Raw genomic sequence first — 22,369 nt, forward strand, 5'->3', positions numbered from 1 at the left:
TGCTCAATGGTAAATCGTGAAAGTGCCTTTGTGAGCGACCGCGTAGCCTGTGCCTGAACACTCCCTAGCTACTTAGAAGAAAGGCGATCCTGACTAATTACCATTTTCAAGCCTACTACAAGCTGCAAAACTCAACCTAAAAGAAGTGGACACTAAGGTTAAGATCCATTAAGAGAGCCAACCAATGTGCCCGATTTCACAGCGAGGGTGGAGAACACAATGTCCGAGATGCTTGATTCGAGTGCGGTTTTAGAAGTCTTACGACCTGTGCAAGACCCCGAACTCCGCAAGAGTTTGGTGGAATTAAACATGATTCGCAATGTCAAGATCGACGGTGGCAAAGTCAGTTTTACTTTGGTGCTGACGACACCGGCTTGTCCGTTGCGAGAATTTATTGTGGAGGACTGCCAAAAGGCAGTTAAGCAGTTACCGGGCGTTCAGGATGTGGTGGTAGATGTCACGGCTGAAACTCCCCAGCAGAAAGGAGTGCCTGATCGGCAGGGAATTGCCGGCGTAAAAAATATTTTGGCCATTTCTAGCGGCAAGGGCGGCGTTGGCAAGAGTACCGTAGCGGTGAATGTGGCAGTGGCGTTAGCCCAAGCCGGTGCCAAAGTCGGTCTGATTGATGCTGACATCTATGGCCCAAATGCTCCGACCATGTTAGGACTCGCGGATGCCAAAGTCACGGTTCGCAATGATGGAAAAGGGGAAATCCTCGAACCGGCCTTTAATTACGGCGTCAAGCTGGTTTCCATGGGCTTTTTAATTGACAAAGACCAGCCGGTGATTTGGCGTGGCCCGATGCTCAACGGCATCATTCGCCAGTTTCTCTATCAAGTGCAGTGGGGAGAGTTGGACTATCTAATTGTGGATATGCCCCCCGGCACCGGCGACGCCCAATTAACCTTAACGCAAGCCGTACCGATGGCGGGGGTTGTGATTGTCACGACTCCGCAAAATGTGGCGTTGTTAGATTCGCGCAAAGGCTTGAAGATGTTCCAACAGATGGGCGTGCCGGTGCTGGGAATTGTGGAAAACATGAGCTATTTCATCCCACCTGATATGCCTGATCGGCAGTATGACATCTTTGGCTCTGGCGGCGGCGAGAAGACTTCTCAAGAACTAGGAGTGCCCCTGCTAGGCTGTGTGCCTCTAGAAATTACCCTGCGAGAAGGTGGCGATGCCGGCATCCCAGTGGTCATAGCTGAGCCGGATTCTGCCTCGGCCAAGGCTTTGCGAGCCATTGCTGAAAGAATTGCCGGTAAAGTTTCTGTAGCAGCTTTAGCATAGGAGCCGGCGAGTTGTGCGGAGTGTGCAGGCTCAAGGCAGTAAGAAAAGTGAGAAGAAAAAATGCAAAAAGCAAAAAGGCGCACTAGACGGTAACTAGCATATCGTCTATTATTTGTCAATTCGTGCGTCTCTTTTGCCCCGACCCACTTCTTAAACCTCACTTCTCATCCCTAAAAAATGTTTCGGAAATTCTTTATATTTCGCTGGAAGTCAATGCTCGCGCCCTGGCACCAGGTTGACTGGCTGTTGTTCGCTCTGCCTGTTGGTCTGACCGTATTTGCCGGGATTATGATCCGCAGCACTGAACTCAACCTGGGATGGACAGATTGGTGGCAGCACTGGCTTGTCGGCGGTATTGGTTTGCTCCTAGCCTTCATCGTGGCGCGCTGGCCCTACGAAATTTTGATTCAGTGGCAATGGGGGATCTATGCCATCACCAATATATCGCTGTTGGCCGTGATGTTTATCGGCACCACCGCCCTAGGGGCGCAGCGCTGGATCACAATTGCCGGTTTTAATATTCAACCTTCAGAGTTTGCCAAGCTAGGCATGATTATCACCTTGGCATCTCTGCTGCACACTCGAACCGCCTCAACCATTCCCTCTGTTTTGAAAACTTTGGCGATTGCTGGTGTGCCTTGGCTATTGGTGTTTATACAGCCGGATTTAGGAACATCCCTGGTATTTGGAGCGATTACCCTAGGAATGCTTTACTGGGCAAATGCAAATCCGGGATGGTTGTTGCTGATGGTATCCCCGATTTTTTCTGCAATTATCTTCAGTGTTTGTGTACCGGAGTGGTCAGATTGGGGAGCATCTGTCGGTTATGCCTTGTGGAAGAGTGTCCCTTGGTTGATTTGGGTTAGTGCAATGGGCGTGATCGGGTGGCTAACTCTACCGTGGCCACTGTTTGGTTCCTTAGGTGCGATGATCAGCAATATGGTGGCCGGTCAGCTAGGGCACATCTTATGGGGATTGCTCAAAGATTACCAAAAAGCTCGATTGATTCTATTTCTCGATCCGGATAAAGACCCTTTGGGCGGCGGCTACCACCTGATCCAATCTCGCATCGCCATCGGTGCCGGCGAATTTTGGGGGCGGGGACTTTACCGGGGAACACAAACCCAACTTAATTTCATCCCCGAACAACATACAGATTTTATTTTCTCAGCCATCGGTGAAGAACTTGGGTTTGTGGGCTGCATCGCTGTGTTGCTCGTATTCTGGGTGATTTGCCTGCGCTTGGTGATGATCGCCCAAAATGCTAAAGACAACTTTGGCTCATTATTAGCAATTGGCGTGCTGTCGATGTTGGTGTTTCAGGTGATCGTCAATATTGGCATGACGATTGGCCTAGCACCCGTTACCGGCATTCCCCTGCCCTGGGTCAGTTATGGTCGATCAGCATTACTGACGAACTTTATGGCGCTGGGTCTAGTAGAATCTGTGGCCAATTACCGGCAGCGGCTGAGGTTTTAGCGGTTTGTGAGACTGTCAATCTGTCCGAGCGTCGGTCGTTGATAACGATCAGACAAATCACCGAACACACAGGACGAGCAGACGAATAACCGCGAATTCCTAGTAAGCTAATAGAGGAAAATCTACTTCTGTGCGATTATGATTCTGCCCGGTTCAGCAGTGCGCGTGAAGAATGCCAACGATATTTATTACGCTTTTCAAGGACAAGTCCAACGAGTGAGTGATGGCAAGGCAGCTGTGCTGTTTGAGGGAGGTAACTGGGATAAATTAGTAACCTTCCGACTTTCAGAATTGGAATTGGTAGACGCCACAGCAGGCCGCCAGAAAGCAAAATAGCGAAGGGAAAAAATACTAGGAATGGAGAATCGACTAAACGGTTTGCCATTCCTAGTATCGATTACCCATTACCTCTTACCCAAAGATATGCGCCTTCCCCTGCCACAATTTACCGCCGGCAATCGCCACCCCAACCACATCGCTGAGGTGATTGAAACGGCAACGACAGAATTTTTAGCTCAGTGTTTGGAGCCTGATGACTTGAGTTTTCCGGCTATGCCACCTTTTGGCAGCTGGGTTAAGTCGATGGATGAAGAATCGGGAAATCAAATTTATGCAGTGGTTTACCATGCCACGACTAGCCCGATTGATTCGGTTCACCGAGCGCGGGCTTTGGGTTTGTCTCTCCAAGGTTTGCGGGAGGAGCAACCCCAGATTTTTGCGATGTTGACAACAGAGTTTCGGGCGGCCATTGTGGGGTTTGCGCCGGCACCGCAGGGAAGGAACGGTTCGGCAAAACCTGCCGACACGATTTATCAGTATCTTCCGCCCCGTCCGCCACAAATTCACCAAGCAGTTTACCAGTGCGAGCCGGCGGAGATTATTCACTTTAGCGAACAACTGGATTTTTTGCGGACATTACTCCAGCTCAATGGTGCGCCGGTGGAAGCGCTGACAGCGGCAGCAATTCGGGAAGTCTATCAGTTACGCAAGGCTGAGCGCGAGTGGTTGGTGAGAGCAGGGCGCACCCTCAGTCTGCTGCTTAAGGATGACTATGATCGTTTAAGGGTAATTTTGAGTCAAATTCACCCTTAAAAAGGTAAAAGATAAAATTTAAAATACATATATTAAATTCAGCTAGCTGTCAATAAAAAACTGACCCTCTGAAAAGATTTCTGCTAAAAATAACAGAGTAATTAAATCATTTTAAATCTTTGAGGGGTTAAGGGCTAGAAACTGCCTAGAATGAGAAGATAAAGGAATGGTTTTGCTCATTGGATGAGCCTGCTAATCTAGCGAAAAATCGTAAAAATTACTTTTATCATTAAGAGCTGGCTCGATGTGATGCCGGGTTAGAAGCACTTAATCATTGATAGCCGTTGAGATTTTAAATCTAGGTTAGATAGTTTCACAGGGCTAGCTATGGATTGCAGAGAGCTAAACCCATGTAGCACCGACAAAACTTGTGACGAATATTACTTGATCTCGGCGATTGATGGGAAATCAAATCTATCTGTAGGTGGATAGTCGTAAAGTTTGTCTGCCGTTGAAAATGACGTTGACTTGCTGTCTGCAATATTGCTAAGGCATTACAGTTCCTCCCAGCGAGGATTCGCAACCTTGAGCCGGCTGCATAGCTGACTCGGGTCTTTGTCAACGCTCATTTACCAAAATTCTCAACCCCTCGCTATGGAACATCTCTCAGAAGTTCTTAAGGAACCGATAGTTCCTTTTGCGATTTTGCTGGTGGTCATCTTGACCGTGCCGATTATCTTCGAGCGATTCCGAATTCCAGGATTAGTCGGGTTGCTAGCCGCTGGCGTGCTACTTGGCCAGAATGGATTGAAGCTACTCGATACTGATTTACCGACGATGAAACTGCTATCAGACATTGGGTTGCTTTACCTGATGTTTGTGGCAGGGCTAGAAGTGGATATCCATCAGTTTCGGAAAAAAAAGCATCGCTCTATTGGATTTGGCAGCTTAACCTTTATTATTCCGATGATTGCTGGGACAGCAGTCGGAAGAGTTTTTGGCTTTGAGTGGAATGCTTCAATTTTAATCGGTTCCCTGCTAGCTTCTCATACCCTTTTGGCTTATCCCATTGTCAGCCGCCTGGGAGTTGTGGCCAACGAAGCTGTCATCGTTACCATCGGTGCAACTATTTTTACTGATGTTGGCGCTTTGCTCGTGTTAGCCGTTTGTGTGGCGGTTAAGGCCGGTAGCTTTACTATTTTCCAACTGGTTACGCTCTTAGTATCATTACTTATCTACTCTGCGGTCGTCCTTTTTGGCTTTGACTGGGCGGGGCGAGAATTTTTCCGCCGCACCGGCGATGAGGAGGGCAACCAGTTTTTGTTCGTCCTCTTAGCGGTATTTCTGGCATCGCTGGGAGCACAATTAATCGGTGTTGAAAAGATTATTGGAGCTTTCTTGGCCGGCCTTGCAGTAAATGATGTGGTGGGGGAGGGGCCGGTCAAGGAAAAGGTGGTTTTTGTTGGGAGTGTGCTGTTCATTCCCATTTTCTTTGTGGATTTGGGGCTACTGATTGATGTGCCGGCCTTTATTAAAAGCATTCTCTCGATTTGGATGCCGCTCACGATTGTTGGAGCTTTAATAGGCAGCAAATTTTTAGCCGCGTTTTTCGCTTCTTTAATTTACCGCTACAACCGGCAAGAGATGCTGACAATGTGGTCACTGTCGTTGCCGCAAGTCGGTGCGACTCTAGCCGCAACGCTGGTGGGTGTTCGGGCAGGACTGTTGACTGAAGATGTCTTAAATAGTGTAATTGTTTTGATGCTGGCCACGGCAACTCTAGGGCCGGTGATTACCAGTCGGGTTGCTCCGGGGTTGAGTTCAACGACTGAAAGTCTAGAGACTGAAACAATCCCCCAAACTTGGGGATCTGAGGTGGCAGACACGGACTTTACAGTCGTTGTTCCAGTCTACAATCCCCAGACAGAGCAGTATTTGGTTGAGATGGCAGCACTATTGGCACGGCATGAAGCAGGGCGGATCGTGCCCTTGGCAATTACTACCGCTCACGCTCACATGGATGCTCCCCAAATAGAAACTGCTGTTGAGCGATGCCAGACGCTGCTGGCTCGGGCAACAGAACTGGGCGGAGAAATGGGCGTCAAGGCAGAACCGCTATTGAGAATTGATTATGCGATTGATCACGGGATTAGCCATGCCAGCCGAGAGCAAAATGCCAATTTAATTGTTATGGGTTGGGGCAAACAACCTGGATTTCGCACTCGTTTGTTAGGCAGTGTAATTGATAGTGTCCTGTCTTCCTCTCACTGTCCAGTGGCTGTGACGCGCCTTCTTGATTCGCCGCTAAAAATTCGGCGGATTTTGGTGCCGGTGGAAAGTTTGAGCGATTGGGCGATGCAACCGTTACGGTTTGCTCGAGTTTTGGCTGAAGCTAATCAGGCACAAATTACTTTGTTACACGTATGCGAGCGCAGAACCCCCCCTAGCAAAAAAGCCTGGATTGAGTCACAACTCTCTGTACTGGTTGCTAAATGGGTAAGTCTTGGCAAGGTGAAGCTTGATATTCAAGTTATACCCCACGCGGATGTGGTCAAAGCGATTCTCAACGCTGCTGAGTCTGTGGATTTGGTGGTTTGGCGTTCGCAGCGCTATCGCACGTCAGCGGGATTGGCTGTCAGTGATGTGACGACTCAGATGCTTAAGCAATTGACTTGCTCTTTAGTAATGTTTGGGGAACCGCAGCGAGTTAATACCGGCATCGTGTTAAATTCTGTGCCAGAGAACAAGAACGTTAGTGGTTAAACAGCTACTCGGCAGTTTATTCGTCGGATTTGGCCACTTGGCAAGGTGTAAGAATGCCTATTTGAGGGTTTGGGTGAGTTTAATCAACGAGCCTAACCCATCCCCGCCGCACGTTATAGATCAGCCGGTTGATGATGTCGTGTTCATTTTCGCTGAGAGATTCTTTTAATAAAGCATCTTTTAGCATTTGCCGGTCGGTGCGGGTCACGATGTTAGAGAACATGACTTGACCGTAGAGTTCTTCAAGGGTGACTTGGTACAGATAGTTAGGAAATTGCATTGTTTTTAGAAAATTTGTAATTTTCAAGCAATAGGTAAGGTTATCTATGGGGGTCATTTGCAGAGGGTTCTTTGAATCTGTCCCACAAAAGCGAGAGTCACTATCTATTTTGATAATTGAAGTGTCTTAATACTGTGACAGTAATCCTCTAAATTTGTGATTAATATCTGACCTTCTTGTGATTTTAATTCTAGGTTTTTGTGATTTCAGTCCTTGAATCTGAGGCAAGTAGGTCAAATTTCTGATGCCTGTACCTGAGCGTTTTAGGTATTGGCGGTCGTTTGAGTTACGCTTTGTAAATTAAAGACGGGCGAGTTAAAGTTGCTAAAGGCTCACTTAGCAACAAATATTTGAGCCGCTGTGAGCTACAAGCTGCCGAAAGTTAAGCTCACTAGGAGTAAAGACAGGAATCTGTAGCTGTCGTCTTCGTTTCCTTTTGATTATGATGAGTTAAGTTTTATTCGTGCTAAATCTAAACTTCTCAACTAAGTTTTTAGAAGCTGTTGAAACCCGTAAAAGTAGACCAGTTAAAGCAAAGCTTGCTTAGTATTTAGATTGAGTTTAGTTTTTAACCAAGTTATACCAATTCTTGAAATGGGTACTACGAATCGGATAGAATAGTACGTTGAATAGAGATTGAGGAAAAAAATGGCAGGAGTTTATAAGCTAGAAATCACAGAAAGTGAAAGCGAACTCAAAAAACGACTGAGCCAAGAAAAAACAGGCTCAGGAAAAGAACGACTACAACTGTTGTACCTACTCAAAACAAAAAAAGCTAAAACTATCAAAGAAGCCGCAGAACTTGTAGGGAGAAATCGAGTCACAGTCCAAGATTGGTTAACCACATACCGTCAAGGAGGACTCATTGAACTTTTAGCGAAAAAAGTCAGCACAGGAAGACCCAGAAAAATTCCAGCGTGGGCAGAAAAAGAACTAGAGAAGAAACTCCAGTCGCCAAGGGGGTTCGACAGTTATGGAGAAATTTGCTCATGGTTAAGAGAGAAGCTAGGGATAGAAGCCAATTATAAAACAGTGCATCAGTTAGTGCATTATCGACTCAAAGCCTCCCCAAAAATAGCCAGACCAAAAAGCGCAGAACAGTCAGAAGAAAGATTAAAAGATTTTAAAAAAACTTTTTAGAAAACCTAGCCATGCTGAGCGTAATAGCAGTAACCGTCATGGGGTTAGGGAAAAAGATCAGATTTTTTTGTCAAGATGAAACCAGAATAGGACTGAAAACAATAAGTGGCAGAAGAATTACTTGTCGAGGGGTAAAACCCATAGGAAAAGTGCAATGGAAATTCCAAGCAACATATATATATGGGGTAGTTGAACCTGAAACCGGAGAGCATTTCTTTTATGAGTTTACCCATTTGAATAGTCAATGCTTTCAGATATTCTTGGAATTGGTGGCCCAAAGATTTCCGGATAGCGTGTTGATTATTCAATTAGATAATGGAAGGTTTCATAAAGCGAAGAAAATGAAAATACCAAATAACATCATTTTAATGTTTCAGCCGCCGCACACACCGGAATCCAACCCAATAGAACAAGTGTGGCAGTATCTTAAGCGAGGTTTGAGATGGGAATTACGAAAGACCTTAGATGAGTTAAGGAGTTTACTTAGTAAGCAACTGGAACACTTGACAAAAGAAGTTATTAAATCAATAGCGGGAAGAGCCTATATTCTTGAGGCTCTATCTGTAGTTAACGTTTAGAGAATTGGTATTATTTGGATGTAATTTTATTTTTAGAAAAAAGTCAACTTTTTTATTATTGATATTACAATGGGTTGGTTATTTAACTAATTTCCAAAGACCGATGCCGGCATTTTTATTCGAGTAGATAGTTTCTAATTTAAACCCTAGCTTTTTGGTGAGATTTTCTCGATTCTTTTTATAGAAGCCGTATATAAATATATCGCTAAAACCCTGAGAAATCTCAGGAATATTTGATTTTACAACTAATTGAAATTGAGCTTTAGATTCGAGTAGGTAGCTAAGAGAAAAAACATTACCAATACTAGCATCAGAAAGGTTGCTAATGACTAGCGGTTTAAGAGATCGGTTAATGGTGCGAGCGATTTGTGGGTTTTGGCTGCCCCATTCTTTATTCCACCACGTATCTGATTGCGAACTGATGGCACAAGATAGGATACCACTAGATATTAGCACCACTGTAATAATTTTCCACAGCTTATGTTGTCGGCTCTTGGCTGAAGGGAAGAGTATTTGACTGGTTAAAAGATAAGTAATTGCTAATCTAATACCTAGATAAGATGGAATCAAATACCGGCTCTTGGTTGAGCGCACTCCTCCGCTAATTAAATCTGGGATAATTATGGCTAAACCAGGAATTAAAATTAATGTTAAAATAAATAGAAAATTATTCTTACTCATTTGATTTTTTAAAAAATAAATTGAGAATCCAATAATTATTAATAAAATTAATATCAGAAGGCTAAGAGGGATAAAAAATACGCCAACAGACTCGCTAGTAAAGCCAAAATCAAAATAGCCTCTGACAATATTAATAATCCAGTTATTAAATAATGATATCCAGGTAATTTTTAAGTAAGACCAATTTGTTCGATCATGAACTTCAGTAGAATTATTAATAACAACCGCCATCCAGGGTGAGAAACTTAACAATGCACCCGATGAAGCTAACATGAAAGAAGCTATCGTTTTGTTCCAGCGCCAACGTTCAGTGACAACTACATAAAATCCATGCGCTATAACAACTAAAATTAACAAAAGGTGAGAGTAAAGCCCCACAGCAACAACTATTCCATAAATAGCCCAACTGCTTGCATGTTTGAGCCGCATCGCTCGTAAAAGAGAAGCGCTTGATATTAAAATCATTACCGTCCACAAACTATAAGGTCGCGCTTCCTGAGCGTACAGGACATGGAAGGGAGAAACGGCTATCAACGCCATAGCCAGCGATCCAACCACTGATGATTTAAAGAGTTCTAGGCAAAGCCAGTAGATACTGGGGAAAACTAGCAAACTTATTAAGGCGGATAAACTTCTGATGACTGGCACAGAATCGCCAAAAGTCCGCGCCCAAAATTGTGCCATGACAAAATACAGAGGCGTCAGCTGGGGTTCTTCCACCGCTAATCCTTGAATCGTATCAATGACGCCTTTTTCTGGATTGGGGCGTTGATATTTGTGTAATTCTGGAATGCTAATTAACTTGCCGTTCGCAACTTGCCGAACAACTTCTGTTTCTGTATAACCAGAAATACGTAATGAGGTAAAGGTTTCATCATACCAGTAGAATTTTCGATCTAGATTTAAAAATCGAAAAAATATTCCTAGGAGTAGCAAGACGATGATTAAAAACCGGAATTTTCTTGTCATATACCAGCGGTAGCACCCCAAAGTAGCAGTCTAGCGCACAAAGGTGCTCTGCGTATTCATCTGAGGCGCACAGGTAGGTCAACCCCTGGCAATGCTATAGGAAGGATTAAAGCACGGTTCCTGTAGGAATTGTGTAGCAGGCTTTTCGGGGGCATGCAAAGCTTTGCTTCTGCTCTCGTTTTAATTGTGCGTTATAACTGGCAGTCGTTAATTTTCACCGTAAAAGACAGCACTAATTAAGCCTGCCTATGTTAATATTTACTCAATTTCTTCTTAAAAATAAAACTAATTACTGGAAAATACTCGTTAGACATTTAGTTAGAAAGGTTCTCGCTAAGTGCTAATCCGGAATTCTCAGAACCCCTTTGCGTCTGCGAGAAATTACCAGTGTTCCAGCGACTAGGAACAAACCTGCTAAGGCTGCAGGTTCTGGTACAGAGGCGGCTTTTTTCCAAGATGCTTTGACAATGAAGTCGTTGGTATCTCTATCACCACCGTATCCATCATCCCAAGCCAGTTTGTAGGAAGTATCAGACAGTTTCGTATAGGCAACAGCTTGTGACGTGGAGGAGTAAACAGTTGTAGTAGACGTGTCGTTATACCCCCAGCCATTGGTGGTTTTTACCTTCTCATAGTTTTGCAAGGCGAAGGTGTAATCTATGCCGGCCTTAAATGTGAAGGTAGAAATGCATTGTTTAACGGAAATTCCACAACTTCCCAACCAATCATTGTTGCCGATTACTGAGGTGTCGTCTGCGTTTTGGATTTCTTTAAGCAGGGAAGTGAAGCTTCCATTGGCTTGCTGCACGCCAAAGTCCGACTTGTATATCCCGTGAGATTCCAAGAAGTCAAAGCTCACCTCGGTATCCTTATCAAATTTGACGCTACTGGCAAACAAGTTGGCAGCTTGCACCGGCACAGAGAATAGGCCGGTAAGCGCAGTCGTGGCGACTACAGTGGCAAAGCGTCTTTGGAAACTCATAAGATTCTCCTTAAAATGTCAAATTAAAACTCAAAAGCGGCTGTTTGCTGTTAAATATAAGTTTCATACCGCTTGTTGAGCGAAACCCAACAAGCTGCTTAGAATTTGACTAAACACTGTATTACTTCTGTCTTAACCTCATTTCCCGCCAATGTCTATAACTTTGGCGGGCTTTCGTTAATTCTTTACAATGTTTATAGCCAATATAAAGTTTTATCTGTCCGAGCAGATTTACGTTTGCCCGACTTTCCACTACTATTTTATGGGCTTTTCACGACTACTAACGTGATCTGTATCACTAACTATAGAGACTTATCTATAGGTGAGAGGCCGACAGCCAGGGTTTTGTCATCAAAGCTGTGGCCTGCTTTTTGCTAGTAGATATAAACAGCGATTCCTAAATTAACCGAAAAGTTCCTTGCCCTCATCTGAAAGCTGCTTGGTCAATCGCGAGAAACCGGCTTTTTACTTATAAAACCCTAGATAACCTTGATCTGCTCTTCAGCCTCTAGTTTTAGGAATTGCCAGGGGCGGCACACCAGCAGGAATGAAAATTTTGGGGCCGTGGCAACGCAAAACCGACAAAGGCGAATATATCTTAACAATTCGCTTGGTTTTGCCAACCTTCTGGTCCATTTGGCTGCCATCCCCTGACTACTTTTAAGGCATTGAGGATGGCAGCTGTTGATTTCACAAACGGTGATAGGAAACATCACTACTAGAGGTGTAGCCTTTAACCCCATTTGCCACGATTCCTAAAACGGAAGCACCCGAAATTTTTAAGCCATCTAATCCTTTGATCACCATTGCTCGGTCTGTCTTATCCAGCCCCACAACCATTACTATCCCGTCGGTATGGGCGGCTAGGATGTTCCCGTCTGCTAGACCGACGAGGGGTGGGGTGTCATAAATGACCAAATCAAAAAAGGCTTGAAATTGCTCCATTAAATAGAGCATTTTTTTGGAGGAGAGGAGTTTGATTGGGTCGGCAGGCAGGGGTCCTGCCGTCAGAACAAACAGGTTATCCTCCCAAGGCAATTCATCGGCCCAGACACTGCCAGAGCGCTGGATCACATCATTCAGCCCGATGTCTGTGGCAATGGCATCGCTCAGTCCCCGAACATTCGGCAATCCTAACTTTTGATGGAGTTGAGGCCGGCGCAGATCCGCATCTACCAGCAAGACACGCTGGCCAATTGCGGCTGCGGTCTGGGCCAAATGTACAGCTACCGTAGATTTTCCATCTCCGGGTGTTGCTGAACCGATGGCAAAAGAGCGAATCGGCGTATGTGGGCTGAGCAACCGGATATTGGTGTAGAGGGAGCGGAAAGCTTCCAAAACTGGAGAAGCGCTGTCATGTTGAGAGGAACTGGGATTTCCCAGCACAAGCTTAATGCCACCTGATGAGCGCCCCCTGACATCGGCTGTTTCAGTGACAGGAGCAACTTTCTGGAGTCTTTTGGCGAAGGGAATAACTCCCAGTAGCGGTAGTTTCGTTCCAGCTTTTGCTTCTTCCGGTGTGTGGAAGACGGTGTTAAGTACCTCGATGAGGAAACCGACCCCGATGCCTAGCAACAAGCTCAGAATCACTGCGATGGCTAGCTGACGACGAGTTTGCGAGGTTTCCACCGGCATTGGCCGGCCCCTCTCATCCACAAAAACCTCTGGCTTCGCAATGATTTGCCAAGGCACTTCCAGCTGGCCGGCATCAAGCTGCAACGTTTCTCGTTTAGATAAAAATAGCTTTAAGCTATCCGTCGCAACTTCTAACTCCCGTTGTAAATCGGCGTATTCACGTAAAACAGCCGGGAATTGGGTAATTTGCTGGTTTAATAAATTTTCATTGTCCGCAATGGCTTGTTGGCGAGCTTCTAGCGCTTGGATTTGACCGGCAACCATTTGCAGAGCAGCATCCGCTTCTCGACGTAGCAGCACCCGCAAATTGTCTCGCTTTTCTCTCAAGGACTGCATAGGCGGGCTATCGTCCTGAAATAAGACTGAATTAACAGCAATTTGACTTTCTACATCTTGCAGCTGTCTGACTAATGGTTCGTAGGTTTTTAGGTCTACGCCCAAGACTTGAGCGCTTTTCTGTTCGGCAAACTGTCTTTGCAAATTCGCGTACAGCGCTCTGGATTCAGCCAATTGAGCTTGGATATCTGTTCGCCGCGACCCTAGCGCCCCCGCTTGCTCTGATAAACCCCGGCTGGTTACTTCAGGAAGGCTGAGGTTAGACTGCCGGCGCAACCGTTGCAGACGTTCTTGAAGAGTGTCAACGCGCCGTTGTAGTTCAGGTAACTGGGTATCAATAAATGTGATCCCCTGCTTTGTGCTGCTAAGACGCTCTTGGCCGCTGTAATTTAAATAGTTGTTAGCCAGTGTTTGCAGAACAAACTTAATTTTTTTGGGATCTTTATCTTGGTAGCGGATATCTAGAATTTTTGTGCCGGCTTCTTTGCCATCTTTTTCATAACTGACCCGGCTAATCCACAGATTCGCTAATAAGGTGCTGAAGTTAATGTCAGGATAAACTTTTTGTAACTCGGCAATCACAGGTGCCAACAGTTCAGGACTCTTTAACACCCGAATTTGAGTTTGGTAATCGACCAAACTGGAGTCTTCGACTGAGGAGCCTATCTTACTGAGATCGGCTGCCCCCAAATTGTTACTTTGGGCCTGTAAAAATACTCTGGCCAAACGGCCTTCTGCAGTGATTGGTTCCGCCAAGACTCGGAACCCGCCTTGGAAGTCAGGAATTGTTTGTTTGGCTTTCCAGATCAGCAAACCGCCAGAGAGAGCGCTCAGTGTGATGGCCACTCCGGTCATTACCCATATTCTGCGACGCACAACTGCAAACAGCCACGCCAGATCTAAGGGCTGTTGCTCGATCTCTTCGGGTCTACTGGTTGATAGCTGAGGCAGCGACTGAGCCGGTTGCCCATTACGCTTAGATGAAATCGGCTGAGAATGGTAGTCTGTATCCATCTTCTTTGTTGATATCCCCAGAAAAAGATTCGCTCAATTCTATTTAATAATGCCCAAGAGAGTGAGAAATTCCAAAAATCGGTTGGGAATGCTCACGAGTGCAAGAATGTTTCCTGCGGGACTTAGCGCAGTGTTCACAGTGTCCGCCACGCTAGCGATGCCAGAGCGTTTGACGACAATGATGTCGTTAGGACGGAGCAGGGGATTGGTTTGTTCGTTGATTCCTTGGGCAAAATCAACGGGCACTGTTCGTCGAGAAACTGTGCCATCAAAATTAAGACGAATCAGTTCAACCGATTCTCGATAGGCCCGACTGTTATTGAATCCTCCTGCGCTCAAGAGAGCTTGATTCAAGGTGGTGTTAGGCGGAACTTCTACAAACCCTGGTCTTCCTACTTCGCCTACCACACTAACTAAAATATTATCAGGAGAAAAGCTAGCTGTAGCTAATTCTGATACTTCTGCCGGCCTTAATTCAGTAGCTGTAGGGATAATAACCGTATCTCCATCTTGCAAAATTGCGTCCTGAGATAGATCCCCTTGTTGCAAAAGTTGCCATAAATTTACATTAAAAAGCTGCTCCCCGCCGGCTTTTGTTAGCCTTCGTACCTGAATGCGGCGAACATCTGCCATTGGTCTGATTCCGCCGGCCAGCTGAATCGCCCGTGTCACACTTGGCAGTCCTACAGTTCTTAACTCGGTTTCTGTGTTGCCTCCAACTACAACGTAGCTACCGGGACGGTTGACCTCGCCGAGCACTGCAACGGTGCGCGGTTGGTCAATGGGGGTGCCAAAGCTAGCTGTGGATAATTGGCGGACATCATTGGCCGCGACTTGGGTAGCCGTGGGGACAAAGATCGAGTCTCCGTCCCGTAAAGTGAGGTCTTGAGGCAACCGGCCTGTTTCTAAAAATTCTCGGAGATTAACCGTGAGCACTTGAGCTGGCCCTCTGGCGGTTGACCGGCGCAGCTGGATGCGTTGAATATCAGCGGTTAGGGTCACTCCCTGCGCCCTTTCTATAGCCTGCAATAAAGTTGGGAACTGAACGGAAGGTCTGGTGCCTGCGCCCGATGTCAGGGCTAGGGGGTACGACCCGGGACGATTCACCTCGCCTGATATTAGGATATTTAAAGGACGTGTCGCCAGAAGGCTTAAGGTAATCAGGGGACGTTTAAGTACGCGAGCGTAAGCTTGTGAAATTGCATCACTGGCTTCTTCTAAGGTCAGTCCCTCGACAGATACGCTGCCAATCAGGGGCAGTTGTATGGCTCCACCTGCCGGAATCTGGTACTCGCCACTATATTGAGGCAATTCAAAAATATCAATACGAATGTTGTCGCCGCCGCCTAATGTATAAGCGGCTGTTGATTGCACGGTGCCGCTAGAGGGTAATTGAGGGGGTGGGAATCCTTGGCCCGGTTGCGCGGGGTAGCCTGCCGGTGGGGGCGTTAGTGGGGGAAGTTGGGCTTTGGCCGGGTTAGAAACAGCTACGCTCATGGCCACCAGGCTTAGACCGGCAACCAGTTGGGTTATTGGTCTAGTAGAACTCGCACAGACCATACACAACATTCTTTTCTTCATTCTCTAAATTTAACCGGGTTCTGTAGAAACTGCCAAACTAGTGGGCATACTAACTGGAGAGTGGCTGCTGTGCCGGTTGGGTCTAGCCAGTTTTTTGTCTGGCCGGCGTAAAGCTGAATAGCTGTCTAAGCCAAAATAGAAGACCTTCGCTTTTGTGGGCCGGATGTGCAGCCAAAGCCCTAATACTGCCGGTTAAGGCGTTTACGGGATATACGGAAGCAAAGGGTGAGCTTATCAGCAAGTTCTTTATAATTGTTAAGGATGAATTCAGTTTTTCTGTAATTAAGATAAAAAGAAATTAAAATATTTCCATTAAACTAATAAAAAAGCACCCAAATAAATTATGAAAGACATTATTCAAGAGCCTTTTTTATTGGCAATCATCATCGCTTTAGGAATTTGTTATATCTTTCTGTTTTACAATGCATTCGCTAAAAATAGTAAGCTAGCAGCCAATGCTGAAAAAATTTTTGCCGGCCTTTTCCTTTTTACAATATCAGGAGCTACAGGGGCTAGTATCAGTCCTTTCAGTAAGCTGCATCCATCTGTAATGTATAATTACAATACAACTGCTGTAACAATTACAGCTCAGATAGCCATTTATTTTATTATACTTTTTCTTCTATCTTCCAGACTACGCTACACCCTAAAAGATCTCATAAATGTTATCATTCTTATTCTTATTAAATCTCCTTTTATAAGTCTGTTTCTTTTAATGGTCAGTTTGTCAGGTTTTTGGTCTGATACTCCTGACATAGCCATAAAAGCGAGCTTAGCTTATTTAGCCGCATCGGCTGTTGCAGTTTATGTCGGCAAACAATATAGCTGGACAGAACTTTATCGGTTGTTTCGCTGGATTAGCTTCTTCGGAGTGATATTCAGTATTTACTATGCCCAATTCAGACCTTCAATTGGAAGGCACCTCAAGGGTTGGAGCGGTATTTTAGGTCATCCAAACCAGTTTGCCTTCTTCATGGCTTTAACTGCCGTATTGTGGTTTTTGTACGCTATTTACTCGCCGAAACAGCGCCGACTGTCTGCTGTAGTTATTTTGCTTGCACTTTTTTCTTTACAAAATGCTAATAGTGGAGCCAGTAAAGTTTTAATACTTGTGCTATTAAGCTTGTGGTTTTACCTCAACTTTGTAAAAAGGCTGCCGGTGCAGTGGGCTTTTATTTCAGTTGTGCTTTTTATGATTGTCAGCACAATTTTTGTTGTTTTTATTTCAGACAACTTGGAGTCAATTGTTGTAGGGGGTTTAGGCAAGGATCTTACACTGACCGGACGCACAGAATTCTGGCCGCAGATCATCGAAAAAATTAACCAGCGTCCCTTGCTAGGCTATGGATCTGCAAGCTTTTGGCAACCTTGGCGAGGGCTAGCAGATCCAGGCGGTGACATCATTGTGGCTAAAACACAATTTAAGCCGCCCCACTCTCATAATGGCTTTTTAGACCTCGCCTTACAATTAGGATGGGTGGGATTGAGTTTATTTATTCTTTCGTTCTTTAATAATCTTGCTAAAGCAGTTACATATCTAACTCGGACTAAATTACCAGAAGCAGGATTACCACTTGTATTTTTGACCTATACGATTATGACAAACCTTACAGAAACAGGTCTTTTTGGAGCAACCAGTGTTTGGTTTTGGTATATAGTATTAACCGTTCGCTTAACTTTAGATACAAACACAAAACCCCAGAGAGAAAATCACAGAATCAGGGAACCGGCTTCGCTATAATCAAGGCATCCATAAGAGCGGGTGGGTGCCGGCAAAGCATGGAAAGTTAGAGCCGTTGCGATATCACTAGGGTGCCGGCTTAACCAGTCCTCAACCATTATCTTTTTTGAAACAAGTTGAAAACTTCTAATGTTAAACAAGCTCACGGCATTCACTAAAAAGCTCAGTCCGGGTTTGCGTAAAGTTATTGCAAACACAGCTTGGTTGTTTGCAGAAAAATTCTTACAAATGGGCCTGGGTTTGCTTGTAGGAGTTTGGGTCGCGCGTTATTTAGGGCCAGATGAATTTGGCCTCCTCAATTATGCAATCGCCTTTGTCGGGCTGTTTAGTCCAATTGCCACACTGGGGTTAGGTCAAATCGTAGTCCGCGACCTCGCTCGTGACCCATCTTGTAAAGAAGAAACCCTCGGAACTGCTTTTGTTCTCAAACTCCTCGGAGGTTTGCTCACATTATTTTTAACAGTAGGAACGCTTGGATTTTTAAACCCTACAGATAACAGAACCTTTGGGTTAGTAGCAGTTGCCGCAACAGGAACAGTTTTTCTCTGCTTTGAAGTGATCGATTTTTGGTTTCAATCGCAAGTTCAATCTAAATTTACCGTTTGGTCTACGAATTCAGCCTACGTGATCATCAACGCGGTCAAAATTACCTTGATTCAAATGCGAGCACCGTTAATTGGCTTTTCATGGGCGCTGACCGGAGAAAAAATCTTGTCAGCAATAGCACTAGGAATTACCTATCAGTGGAGAGGGCATCTATTAAAAGCGTGGCGATTCAGTTTCAGGCGGGCTAAGGAATTACTTAAAGATAGCTGGCCGCTGATTTTATCAGGGTTCGTCATTATGATTTATATGCGGATTGATCAGGTGATGTTGGGGCAAATGAGAAACTCAAGCGAGGTGGGAGTTTATTCAGCTGCCGTAAAAATTTCAGAAATGTGGTATTTTATTCCGGGCGCAATCATTCAATCTGTTTTCCCTTCTATTGTCAAAGCTAAAGAAGTTAGTGAAGAAGTATATTATGATCGGGTACAAAAACTTTTAAATTTAATGGCGGTGGTTTCTTACGCTGTAGCGATTCCCATGACTTTTTTATCCGGATACATTATAGAATTTCTTTATGGGAAAGAGTATGTTGATGCGTCTCCACCTTTAGCAGTTCTTGTTTGGGCTGGGTTATTTGTTTCTTTGGGCCTAGCACGAGGCCCCTGGTTAATTACAGAAGGTTTAATCAGATTTTCAGCTTCAACAACGGCTGTTGGAGCAGTGGTTAATGTAGTTTTCAATTTTCTGCTAATTCCTACCTATGGAGGGTTAGGAGCCGGCATTGCCACGGTAATTGCCCAAGCATTTGCAGCTTATGGAGCAAATGCTTTCTATCCAAAAACACGGGTAATTTTTCTAAGGCAGACTAAAGCACTTTTCTTAATTGACTTTATTAAAAATCCAAAAGATTTGTTTAATATAAAGTCAAAGTTCTAAAAATAGAGGTTCTAGTCAAGCAGCTAGGTAATCAAGAACAAATCTTAAAGAAGAGTTTTACCTTTATCTAGCTTAAAGCTAAGCCGCAGGTTTCTGTGGCTTAGCCACATAATGAAAGTAGCAACACTGCAAAGAATAATGGAGAATTCTAAATGGTTGATTGGCAAGTAAAAACTCCGATTGCCTTAATTATATTCAATCGGCCTGATACAACTGAAAAAGTGTTTGAGGCCATTCGTCAAGCACAACCGTCAAAGCTGTTGGTGATTGCTGATGGCCCTCGTCCTGACAGAGCCGGTGAAGCAGCAAAGTGCGCTAACGCGCGTGCGATTATTGACCGCGTTGATTGGAACTGCCAAGTTCTGACAAATTATTCTGACATCAATTTAGGGTGTAAAGATCGAGTCTCTAGCGGATTAGACTGGGTTTTTAACACGGTTGAAGAAGCAATTATCTTGGAAGATGACTGCTTACCTCACCCCACATTCTTTCGCTTTTGTGACGAGCTACTCGAAAAATATCGAGATGATAAGCGAATCATGTGCGTCAGTGGAACCAGTTATCAATTTGGCAATAAGGTTACTGAGGATAGCTACTATTTTTCTCGCTATCCTCACATCTGGGGATGGGCGACCTGGCGAAGGGCATGGCAATATTATGATATTGAAATGAAGCTCTGGCCACAACTTCAAGAGGGAGATTTTCTAAAGGATTTGCTTATAGAGACTGAAGCCGTTAACGCTTGGAAAAGTGCGTTTCAAGTTTCTTATGATAACACAGTGAATAATTGGGGCTTTAGATGGACATATGCCTGTTGGGTTCAAAATGCCCTGAGTATCACTCCTAAGGAAAATTTAGTTTCAAACATTGGCTTTGGTGAAGACGCAACTCATACTGCTAACCCCAACAGTAAAAGTGCTAATATGTCGGTTGAAGCGATGAGTTTTCCTCTAAAACATCCAAGCGGGTTTATTCGCAATTGGCCGGCTGATCGAGTCACTCAAAATGTTTGTTATGATTACGCTCCAAGCGTAATGAAGCGAGTTAAGAGAAGAATTAAGAAAGCCTTAAAGGTTTAATTTTTTTTGGAAGTGTCCTCAAACAGGTTTGAGAGATAACATGATTCCATCGGGGTTCACCGGCTCTACTGAAGCTGTCTAAATTATTTAGCCGGCATCTGCCAGATGTGGCGTTTCGCTGTGTCAGAGGTTAGTATAAGAAAGGAATTTTTGAGGCAACGCGCTGAATGATTGAGCCGCTGATAGATGCACGGATGTTGTGAGAAAGTACGGGTCTCTGTAAATAAATATGAAGACTCTGAAGCAAAATCCCCAGGAAGATATGAGACCCGGACATTCTAGTGTTTAGCTTTATTTTGGTTAGCAAATTGGCACTTCCTTAAAGCGCAAGTTTGATTTCATCTGCTGAACTGGCAGGAAGAAGTGAAGGTGCTATTATCATATTTGGTTCTCGATTTATCCAAAATGTCGCCTGAACATACTAAGTTCATAAAACTCAAAAACCTGTCCGTTTTAGTCCAAGGGAGTTAAATGATGAATGAAAAAGCTTTAACTTGGGAAGAGGCAGTTCAATGGTTGAAATCTCAGCCTGGTCAAAAAGAACTGATCGAGGCTTGTTATTACGATCTACCTTTGATAGGAGCCGCTAAGCGGTTTGCTGAAAGTGAGGAATGGCTAGCTGTTTGTGAACTTTTGTCAGGTTGGATACCTGGGAGAGTTTTGGATCTCGGAGCTGGCAATGGAATTGCCAGTTATGCCTTTGCCAGTGCAGGGTGTGCGGTAACAGCCTTAGAGCCTGATCCGAGTAATATTGTGGGAGCCGGCGCAATCAAACAACTGTCTCAAGAAGCCAATCTTCCGATTAATGTTGTGGAATCTTTTGGGGAAAAATTACCATTTGAAAATGCGAGTTTCGATATTGTACATTGTCGCCAGGTTTTACACCACGCAGCGGATCTCAATCAATTATGTCGGGAACTCGCGAGAGTTTTACGTCCGGGTGGCGTGCTGATTGCTACGCGGGAACACGTCATTTCTAAGTCAGAAGATTTAGATGCTTTTCTCACCTCGCATCCGCTTCATGAACTCTATGGCGGTGAAAACGCATTTTTGCTCAAACAGTACCGTCAGGCTATAAGCGATGCCGGCTTTACCATTAAAAATGTTTATGGCCCTCAAGAGTCTGTGATTAATTATTTCCCAACAACAAAAGGGAAGAATCAAGAAAGAATTACTGCTGTATTGCAGAAATATGCCGGTAAATCTGTTGCTAAAGCCTTAGCTTCCCAAGAAAGTTTTATCGCTTTAGTTAATCGCTTTCGCACTTGGCGCGATCACTCGCCCGGTCGTCTTTACACGTTCGTCGCTGTTAAACCTCAAGCCTAAACAAACAAATGAAGAAAATTCTAGTGACCGGAGGAGCAGGTTTTATTGGCTCTGCTCTAATTTCTGAGCTGCAAAAACTGAGCTATGAAATCTCTGTAATTGACAATTTGTCTTTTGGAAATAGAGATTTCATAAAAATTCCAGATACCCATTTTTATAATTTGGATATCTTAAATTCAGAGCAAGTAAGAAAGACTATTCTGGAAATCGATCCCGCTTGGATTATACATCTTGCAGCTATTCACTTTATCCCTTACTGCAACCAGTATCCTTTTGAATCTAGCAATGTCAACACAAAAGGAACGATCAATATTTTAAAGGCAGCCAAAGAACTTAAAAACTTAGAAAAGATATTTTTTGCTTCTACGGCAGCAGTTTATCCGATCTGCGACCATGCGATACCTGAAACCCAACCGCTTCAACCAATGGATGTTTATGGGTTATCGAAGTTGGTTGGGGAGCATTTAATGAATGAGTTTTATTTGCAGACCTCTGTTCCTACGATCATTTGTCGCTTCTTCAATGCTTTCGGCCCTAATGAAACAAACCCACACTTAATTCCTGAAATTCAACAGCAAATTAATTCAGGACTCAGAAAAATTAAGTTAGGAAACTTGGAACCGAAGAGAGATTTCATTCACACGTATGATATGGCAAAAGCAGTAATTTTACTCTTAAAAAATTTTGCCAAGGAAATAGATATTTTCAATTTGGGTAGGGGCATTGAGTATTCAGTTGTCGATGTTGTTAAAGCTTTTGAGCGCCAAATTGGAGAAGAAATCTTGATTGAGGTAGAGCCGACACGAGTCAGGAAAGTAGAAAGAATGCATTTGCTTGCAGACATTTCTAAATTAAAATCCTTGACCGGCTGGGAACCAACAATCAGTCTTGATGAAGGGATCAAAACCTTAGTCAACTTGTAGGACTTAATCACTGCAATTACTCAATTAATCGCCCAAAGTAATTGAATTGTTGGGAAGT

The 22,369-nt window shown here is 44.4% G+C and carries 18 protein-coding genes; 12 read left to right on the top strand and 6 right to left on the bottom strand.

Annotated elements, in window-relative coordinates; translation table 11 throughout:
* The first annotated feature begins 219 nt into the window (after positions 1-219).
* The 5 genes from H6F56_RS15480 to H6F56_RS15500 all read left to right on the top strand — a co-directional run bounded on the left by H6F56_RS15480 (position 220) and on the right by H6F56_RS15500 (position 6,564).
* Positions 220-1,290, top strand: a complete 1,071-nt coding sequence (locus H6F56_RS15480) for an Mrp/NBP35 family ATP-binding protein (RefSeq protein ID WP_190669682.1) — start codon at positions 220-222, stop codon at positions 1,288-1,290.
* 213 nt (positions 1,291-1,503) lie between these two features.
* Positions 1,504-2,769, top strand: coding sequence for a rod shape-determining protein RodA (gene rodA / locus H6F56_RS15485; protein ID WP_242032015.1), 1,266 nt, complete (start codon positions 1,504-1,506; stop codon positions 2,767-2,769).
* 138 nt (positions 2,770-2,907) lie between these two features.
* On the top strand, positions 2,908-3,105 hold the full coding sequence (locus H6F56_RS15490; protein WP_190669685.1) for an NAD(P)H dehydrogenase subunit NdhS: 198 nt from the start codon (positions 2,908-2,910) through the stop codon (positions 3,103-3,105).
* Positions 3,106-3,192: 87 nt separating this feature from the next.
* Positions 3,193-3,861, top strand: a complete 669-nt coding sequence (locus H6F56_RS15495) for an HAS-barrel domain-containing protein (protein ID WP_190669936.1) — start codon at positions 3,193-3,195, stop codon at positions 3,859-3,861.
* A 594-nt stretch (positions 3,862-4,455) separates the two neighbouring features.
* The gene (locus tag H6F56_RS15500) at positions 4,456-6,564 is read left to right on the top strand and encodes a cation:proton antiporter (protein ID WP_190669687.1); all 2,109 of its coding nucleotides are present in this window, start codon (positions 4,456-4,458) and stop codon (positions 6,562-6,564) included.
* Between the two features lie 79 nt (positions 6,565-6,643).
* On the opposite strand, the gene H6F56_RS15505 is transcribed toward H6F56_RS15500, so the two are convergent.
* A complete protein-coding gene (locus H6F56_RS15505) occupies positions 6,644-6,844 on the bottom strand; it encodes a hypothetical protein (RefSeq protein WP_190669689.1) in 201 nt (66 codons plus the stop codon).
* Positions 6,845-7,492: 648 nt separating this feature from the next.
* Here H6F56_RS15505 and H6F56_RS25865 point away from each other — a divergent pair.
* Both H6F56_RS25865 and H6F56_RS25870 read left to right on the top strand, forming a co-directional pair.
* The gene (locus H6F56_RS25865) at positions 7,493-7,984 is read left to right on the top strand and encodes a helix-turn-helix domain-containing protein (protein ID WP_199312867.1); all 492 of its coding nucleotides are present in this window, start codon (positions 7,493-7,495) and stop codon (positions 7,982-7,984) included.
* Positions 7,985-7,995: 11 nt separating this feature from the next.
* Positions 7,996-8,562, top strand: coding sequence for an IS630 family transposase (locus tag H6F56_RS25870; protein ID WP_199312869.1), 567 nt, complete (start codon positions 7,996-7,998; stop codon positions 8,560-8,562).
* Positions 8,563-8,640: 78 nt separating this feature from the next.
* On the opposite strand, the gene H6F56_RS15515 is transcribed toward H6F56_RS25870, so the two are convergent.
* The 4 genes from H6F56_RS15515 to H6F56_RS15530 all read right to left on the bottom strand — a co-directional run bounded on the left by H6F56_RS15515 (position 8,641) and on the right by H6F56_RS15530 (position 15,760).
* Positions 8,641-10,212 (bottom strand): glycosyltransferase family 39 protein, encoded by a 1,572-nt coding sequence (locus tag H6F56_RS15515; protein ID WP_190669691.1) that lies wholly within the window; start codon positions 10,210-10,212, stop codon positions 8,641-8,643.
* 340 nt (positions 10,213-10,552) lie between these two features.
* The gene (locus tag H6F56_RS26390) at positions 10,553-11,194 is read right to left on the bottom strand and encodes a PEP-CTERM sorting domain-containing protein (RefSeq protein ID WP_242032016.1); all 642 of its coding nucleotides are present in this window, start codon (positions 11,192-11,194) and stop codon (positions 10,553-10,555) included.
* Between the two features lie 690 nt (positions 11,195-11,884).
* Positions 11,885-14,179, bottom strand: a complete 2,295-nt coding sequence (locus H6F56_RS15525; protein WP_190669693.1) for a GumC family protein — start codon at positions 14,177-14,179, stop codon at positions 11,885-11,887.
* Between the two features lie 39 nt (positions 14,180-14,218).
* Positions 14,219-15,760 carry an SLBB domain-containing protein gene (locus H6F56_RS15530; RefSeq protein ID WP_190669695.1) on the bottom strand — a complete coding sequence of 514 codons (1,542 nt, stop codon included), beginning with the start codon at positions 15,758-15,760 and terminating at the stop codon, positions 14,219-14,221.
* A 343-nt stretch (positions 15,761-16,103) separates the two neighbouring features.
* On the opposite strand from H6F56_RS15530, the gene H6F56_RS15535 reads away from it, so the two are divergent.
* Positions 16,104-17,501, top strand: a complete 1,398-nt coding sequence (locus tag H6F56_RS15535) for an O-antigen ligase family protein (RefSeq protein ID WP_190669697.1) — start codon at positions 16,104-16,106, stop codon at positions 17,499-17,501.
* Here the strand turns inward: H6F56_RS15535 and H6F56_RS15540 are convergent.
* Positions 17,471-17,698 (bottom strand): hypothetical protein, encoded by a 228-nt coding sequence (locus tag H6F56_RS15540; protein ID WP_190669954.1) that lies wholly within the window; start codon positions 17,696-17,698, stop codon positions 17,471-17,473. The two genes, H6F56_RS15535 and H6F56_RS15540, sit on opposite strands and share 31 nt — an antisense overlap.
* Positions 17,699-17,705: 7 nt before the next feature.
* Here H6F56_RS15540 and H6F56_RS15545 point away from each other — a divergent pair, with 7 nt between their 5' ends.
* From H6F56_RS15545 to H6F56_RS15560, 4 genes are all read left to right on the top strand, one after another.
* Positions 17,706-18,983, top strand: a complete 1,278-nt coding sequence (locus H6F56_RS15545; RefSeq protein WP_242032017.1) for a flippase — start codon at positions 17,706-17,708, stop codon at positions 18,981-18,983.
* Between the two features lie 152 nt (positions 18,984-19,135).
* Positions 19,136-20,062 carry a glycosyltransferase family 2 protein gene (locus tag H6F56_RS15550; RefSeq protein ID WP_190669700.1) on the top strand — a complete coding sequence of 309 codons (927 nt, stop codon included), beginning with the start codon at positions 19,136-19,138 and terminating at the stop codon, positions 20,060-20,062.
* Positions 20,063-20,533: 471 nt separating this feature from the next.
* Positions 20,534-21,388 (top strand): class I SAM-dependent methyltransferase, encoded by an 855-nt coding sequence (locus H6F56_RS15555; RefSeq protein WP_199312871.1) that lies wholly within the window; start codon positions 20,534-20,536, stop codon positions 21,386-21,388.
* A gap of 8 nt (positions 21,389-21,396) precedes the next feature.
* Entirely contained in the window at positions 21,397-22,311 is a 915-nt protein-coding gene (locus H6F56_RS15560) for an NAD-dependent epimerase/dehydratase family protein (protein WP_190669702.1), read from the top strand.
* Positions 22,312-22,369 lie beyond the last annotated feature (58 nt).

This window comes from Microcoleus sp. FACHB-672 (assembly GCF_014695725.1).
Lineage (GTDB): Bacteria > Cyanobacteriota > Cyanobacteriia > Cyanobacteriales > Oscillatoriaceae > FACHB-68.

Bases quoted from the DNA above. Each gene is read 5' to 3' on its own strand.
- H6F56_RS15480 (WP_190669682.1), top strand. From the start codon at position 220: ATGTCCGAGATGCTTGATTCGAGTGCGGTTTTAGAAGTCTTACGACCT.
- H6F56_RS15535 (WP_190669697.1), top strand. From the start codon at position 16,104: ATGAAAGACATTATTCAAGAGCCTTTTTTATTGGCAATCATCATCGCT.
- H6F56_RS15500 (WP_190669687.1), top strand. From the start codon at position 4,456: ATGGAACATCTCTCAGAAGTTCTTAAGGAACCGATAGTTCCTTTTGCG.
- H6F56_RS15515 (WP_190669691.1), bottom strand. From the start codon at position 10,212: ATGACAAGAAAATTCCGGTTTTTAATCATCGTCTTGCTACTCCTAGGA.
- H6F56_RS15495 (WP_190669936.1), top strand. From the start codon at position 3,193: ATGCGCCTTCCCCTGCCACAATTTACCGCCGGCAATCGCCACCCCAAC.
- H6F56_RS15505 (WP_190669689.1), bottom strand. From the start codon at position 6,844: ATGCAATTTCCTAACTATCTGTACCAAGTCACCCTTGAAGAACTCTAC.
- H6F56_RS15490 (WP_190669685.1), top strand. From the start codon at position 2,908: ATGATTCTGCCCGGTTCAGCAGTGCGCGTGAAGAATGCCAACGATATT.
- H6F56_RS25870 (WP_199312869.1), top strand. From the start codon at position 7,996: ATGCTGAGCGTAATAGCAGTAACCGTCATGGGGTTAGGGAAAAAGATC.
- rodA (WP_242032015.1), top strand. From the start codon at position 1,504: ATGCTCGCGCCCTGGCACCAGGTTGACTGGCTGTTGTTCGCTCTGCCT.
- H6F56_RS26390 (WP_242032016.1), bottom strand. From the start codon at position 11,194: ATGAGTTTCCAAAGACGCTTTGCCACTGTAGTCGCCACGACTGCGCTT.
- H6F56_RS15550 (WP_190669700.1), top strand. From the start codon at position 19,136: ATGGTTGATTGGCAAGTAAAAACTCCGATTGCCTTAATTATATTCAAT.
- H6F56_RS15525 (WP_190669693.1), bottom strand. From the start codon at position 14,179: ATGGATACAGACTACCATTCTCAGCCGATTTCATCTAAGCGTAATGGG.
- H6F56_RS15560 (WP_190669702.1), top strand. From the start codon at position 21,397: ATGAAGAAAATTCTAGTGACCGGAGGAGCAGGTTTTATTGGCTCTGCT.
- H6F56_RS15555 (WP_199312871.1), top strand. From the start codon at position 20,534: ATGATGAATGAAAAAGCTTTAACTTGGGAAGAGGCAGTTCAATGGTTG.
- H6F56_RS25865 (WP_199312867.1), top strand. From the start codon at position 7,493: ATGGCAGGAGTTTATAAGCTAGAAATCACAGAAAGTGAAAGCGAACTC.
- H6F56_RS15530 (WP_190669695.1), bottom strand. From the start codon at position 15,760: ATGAAGAAAAGAATGTTGTGTATGGTCTGTGCGAGTTCTACTAGACCA.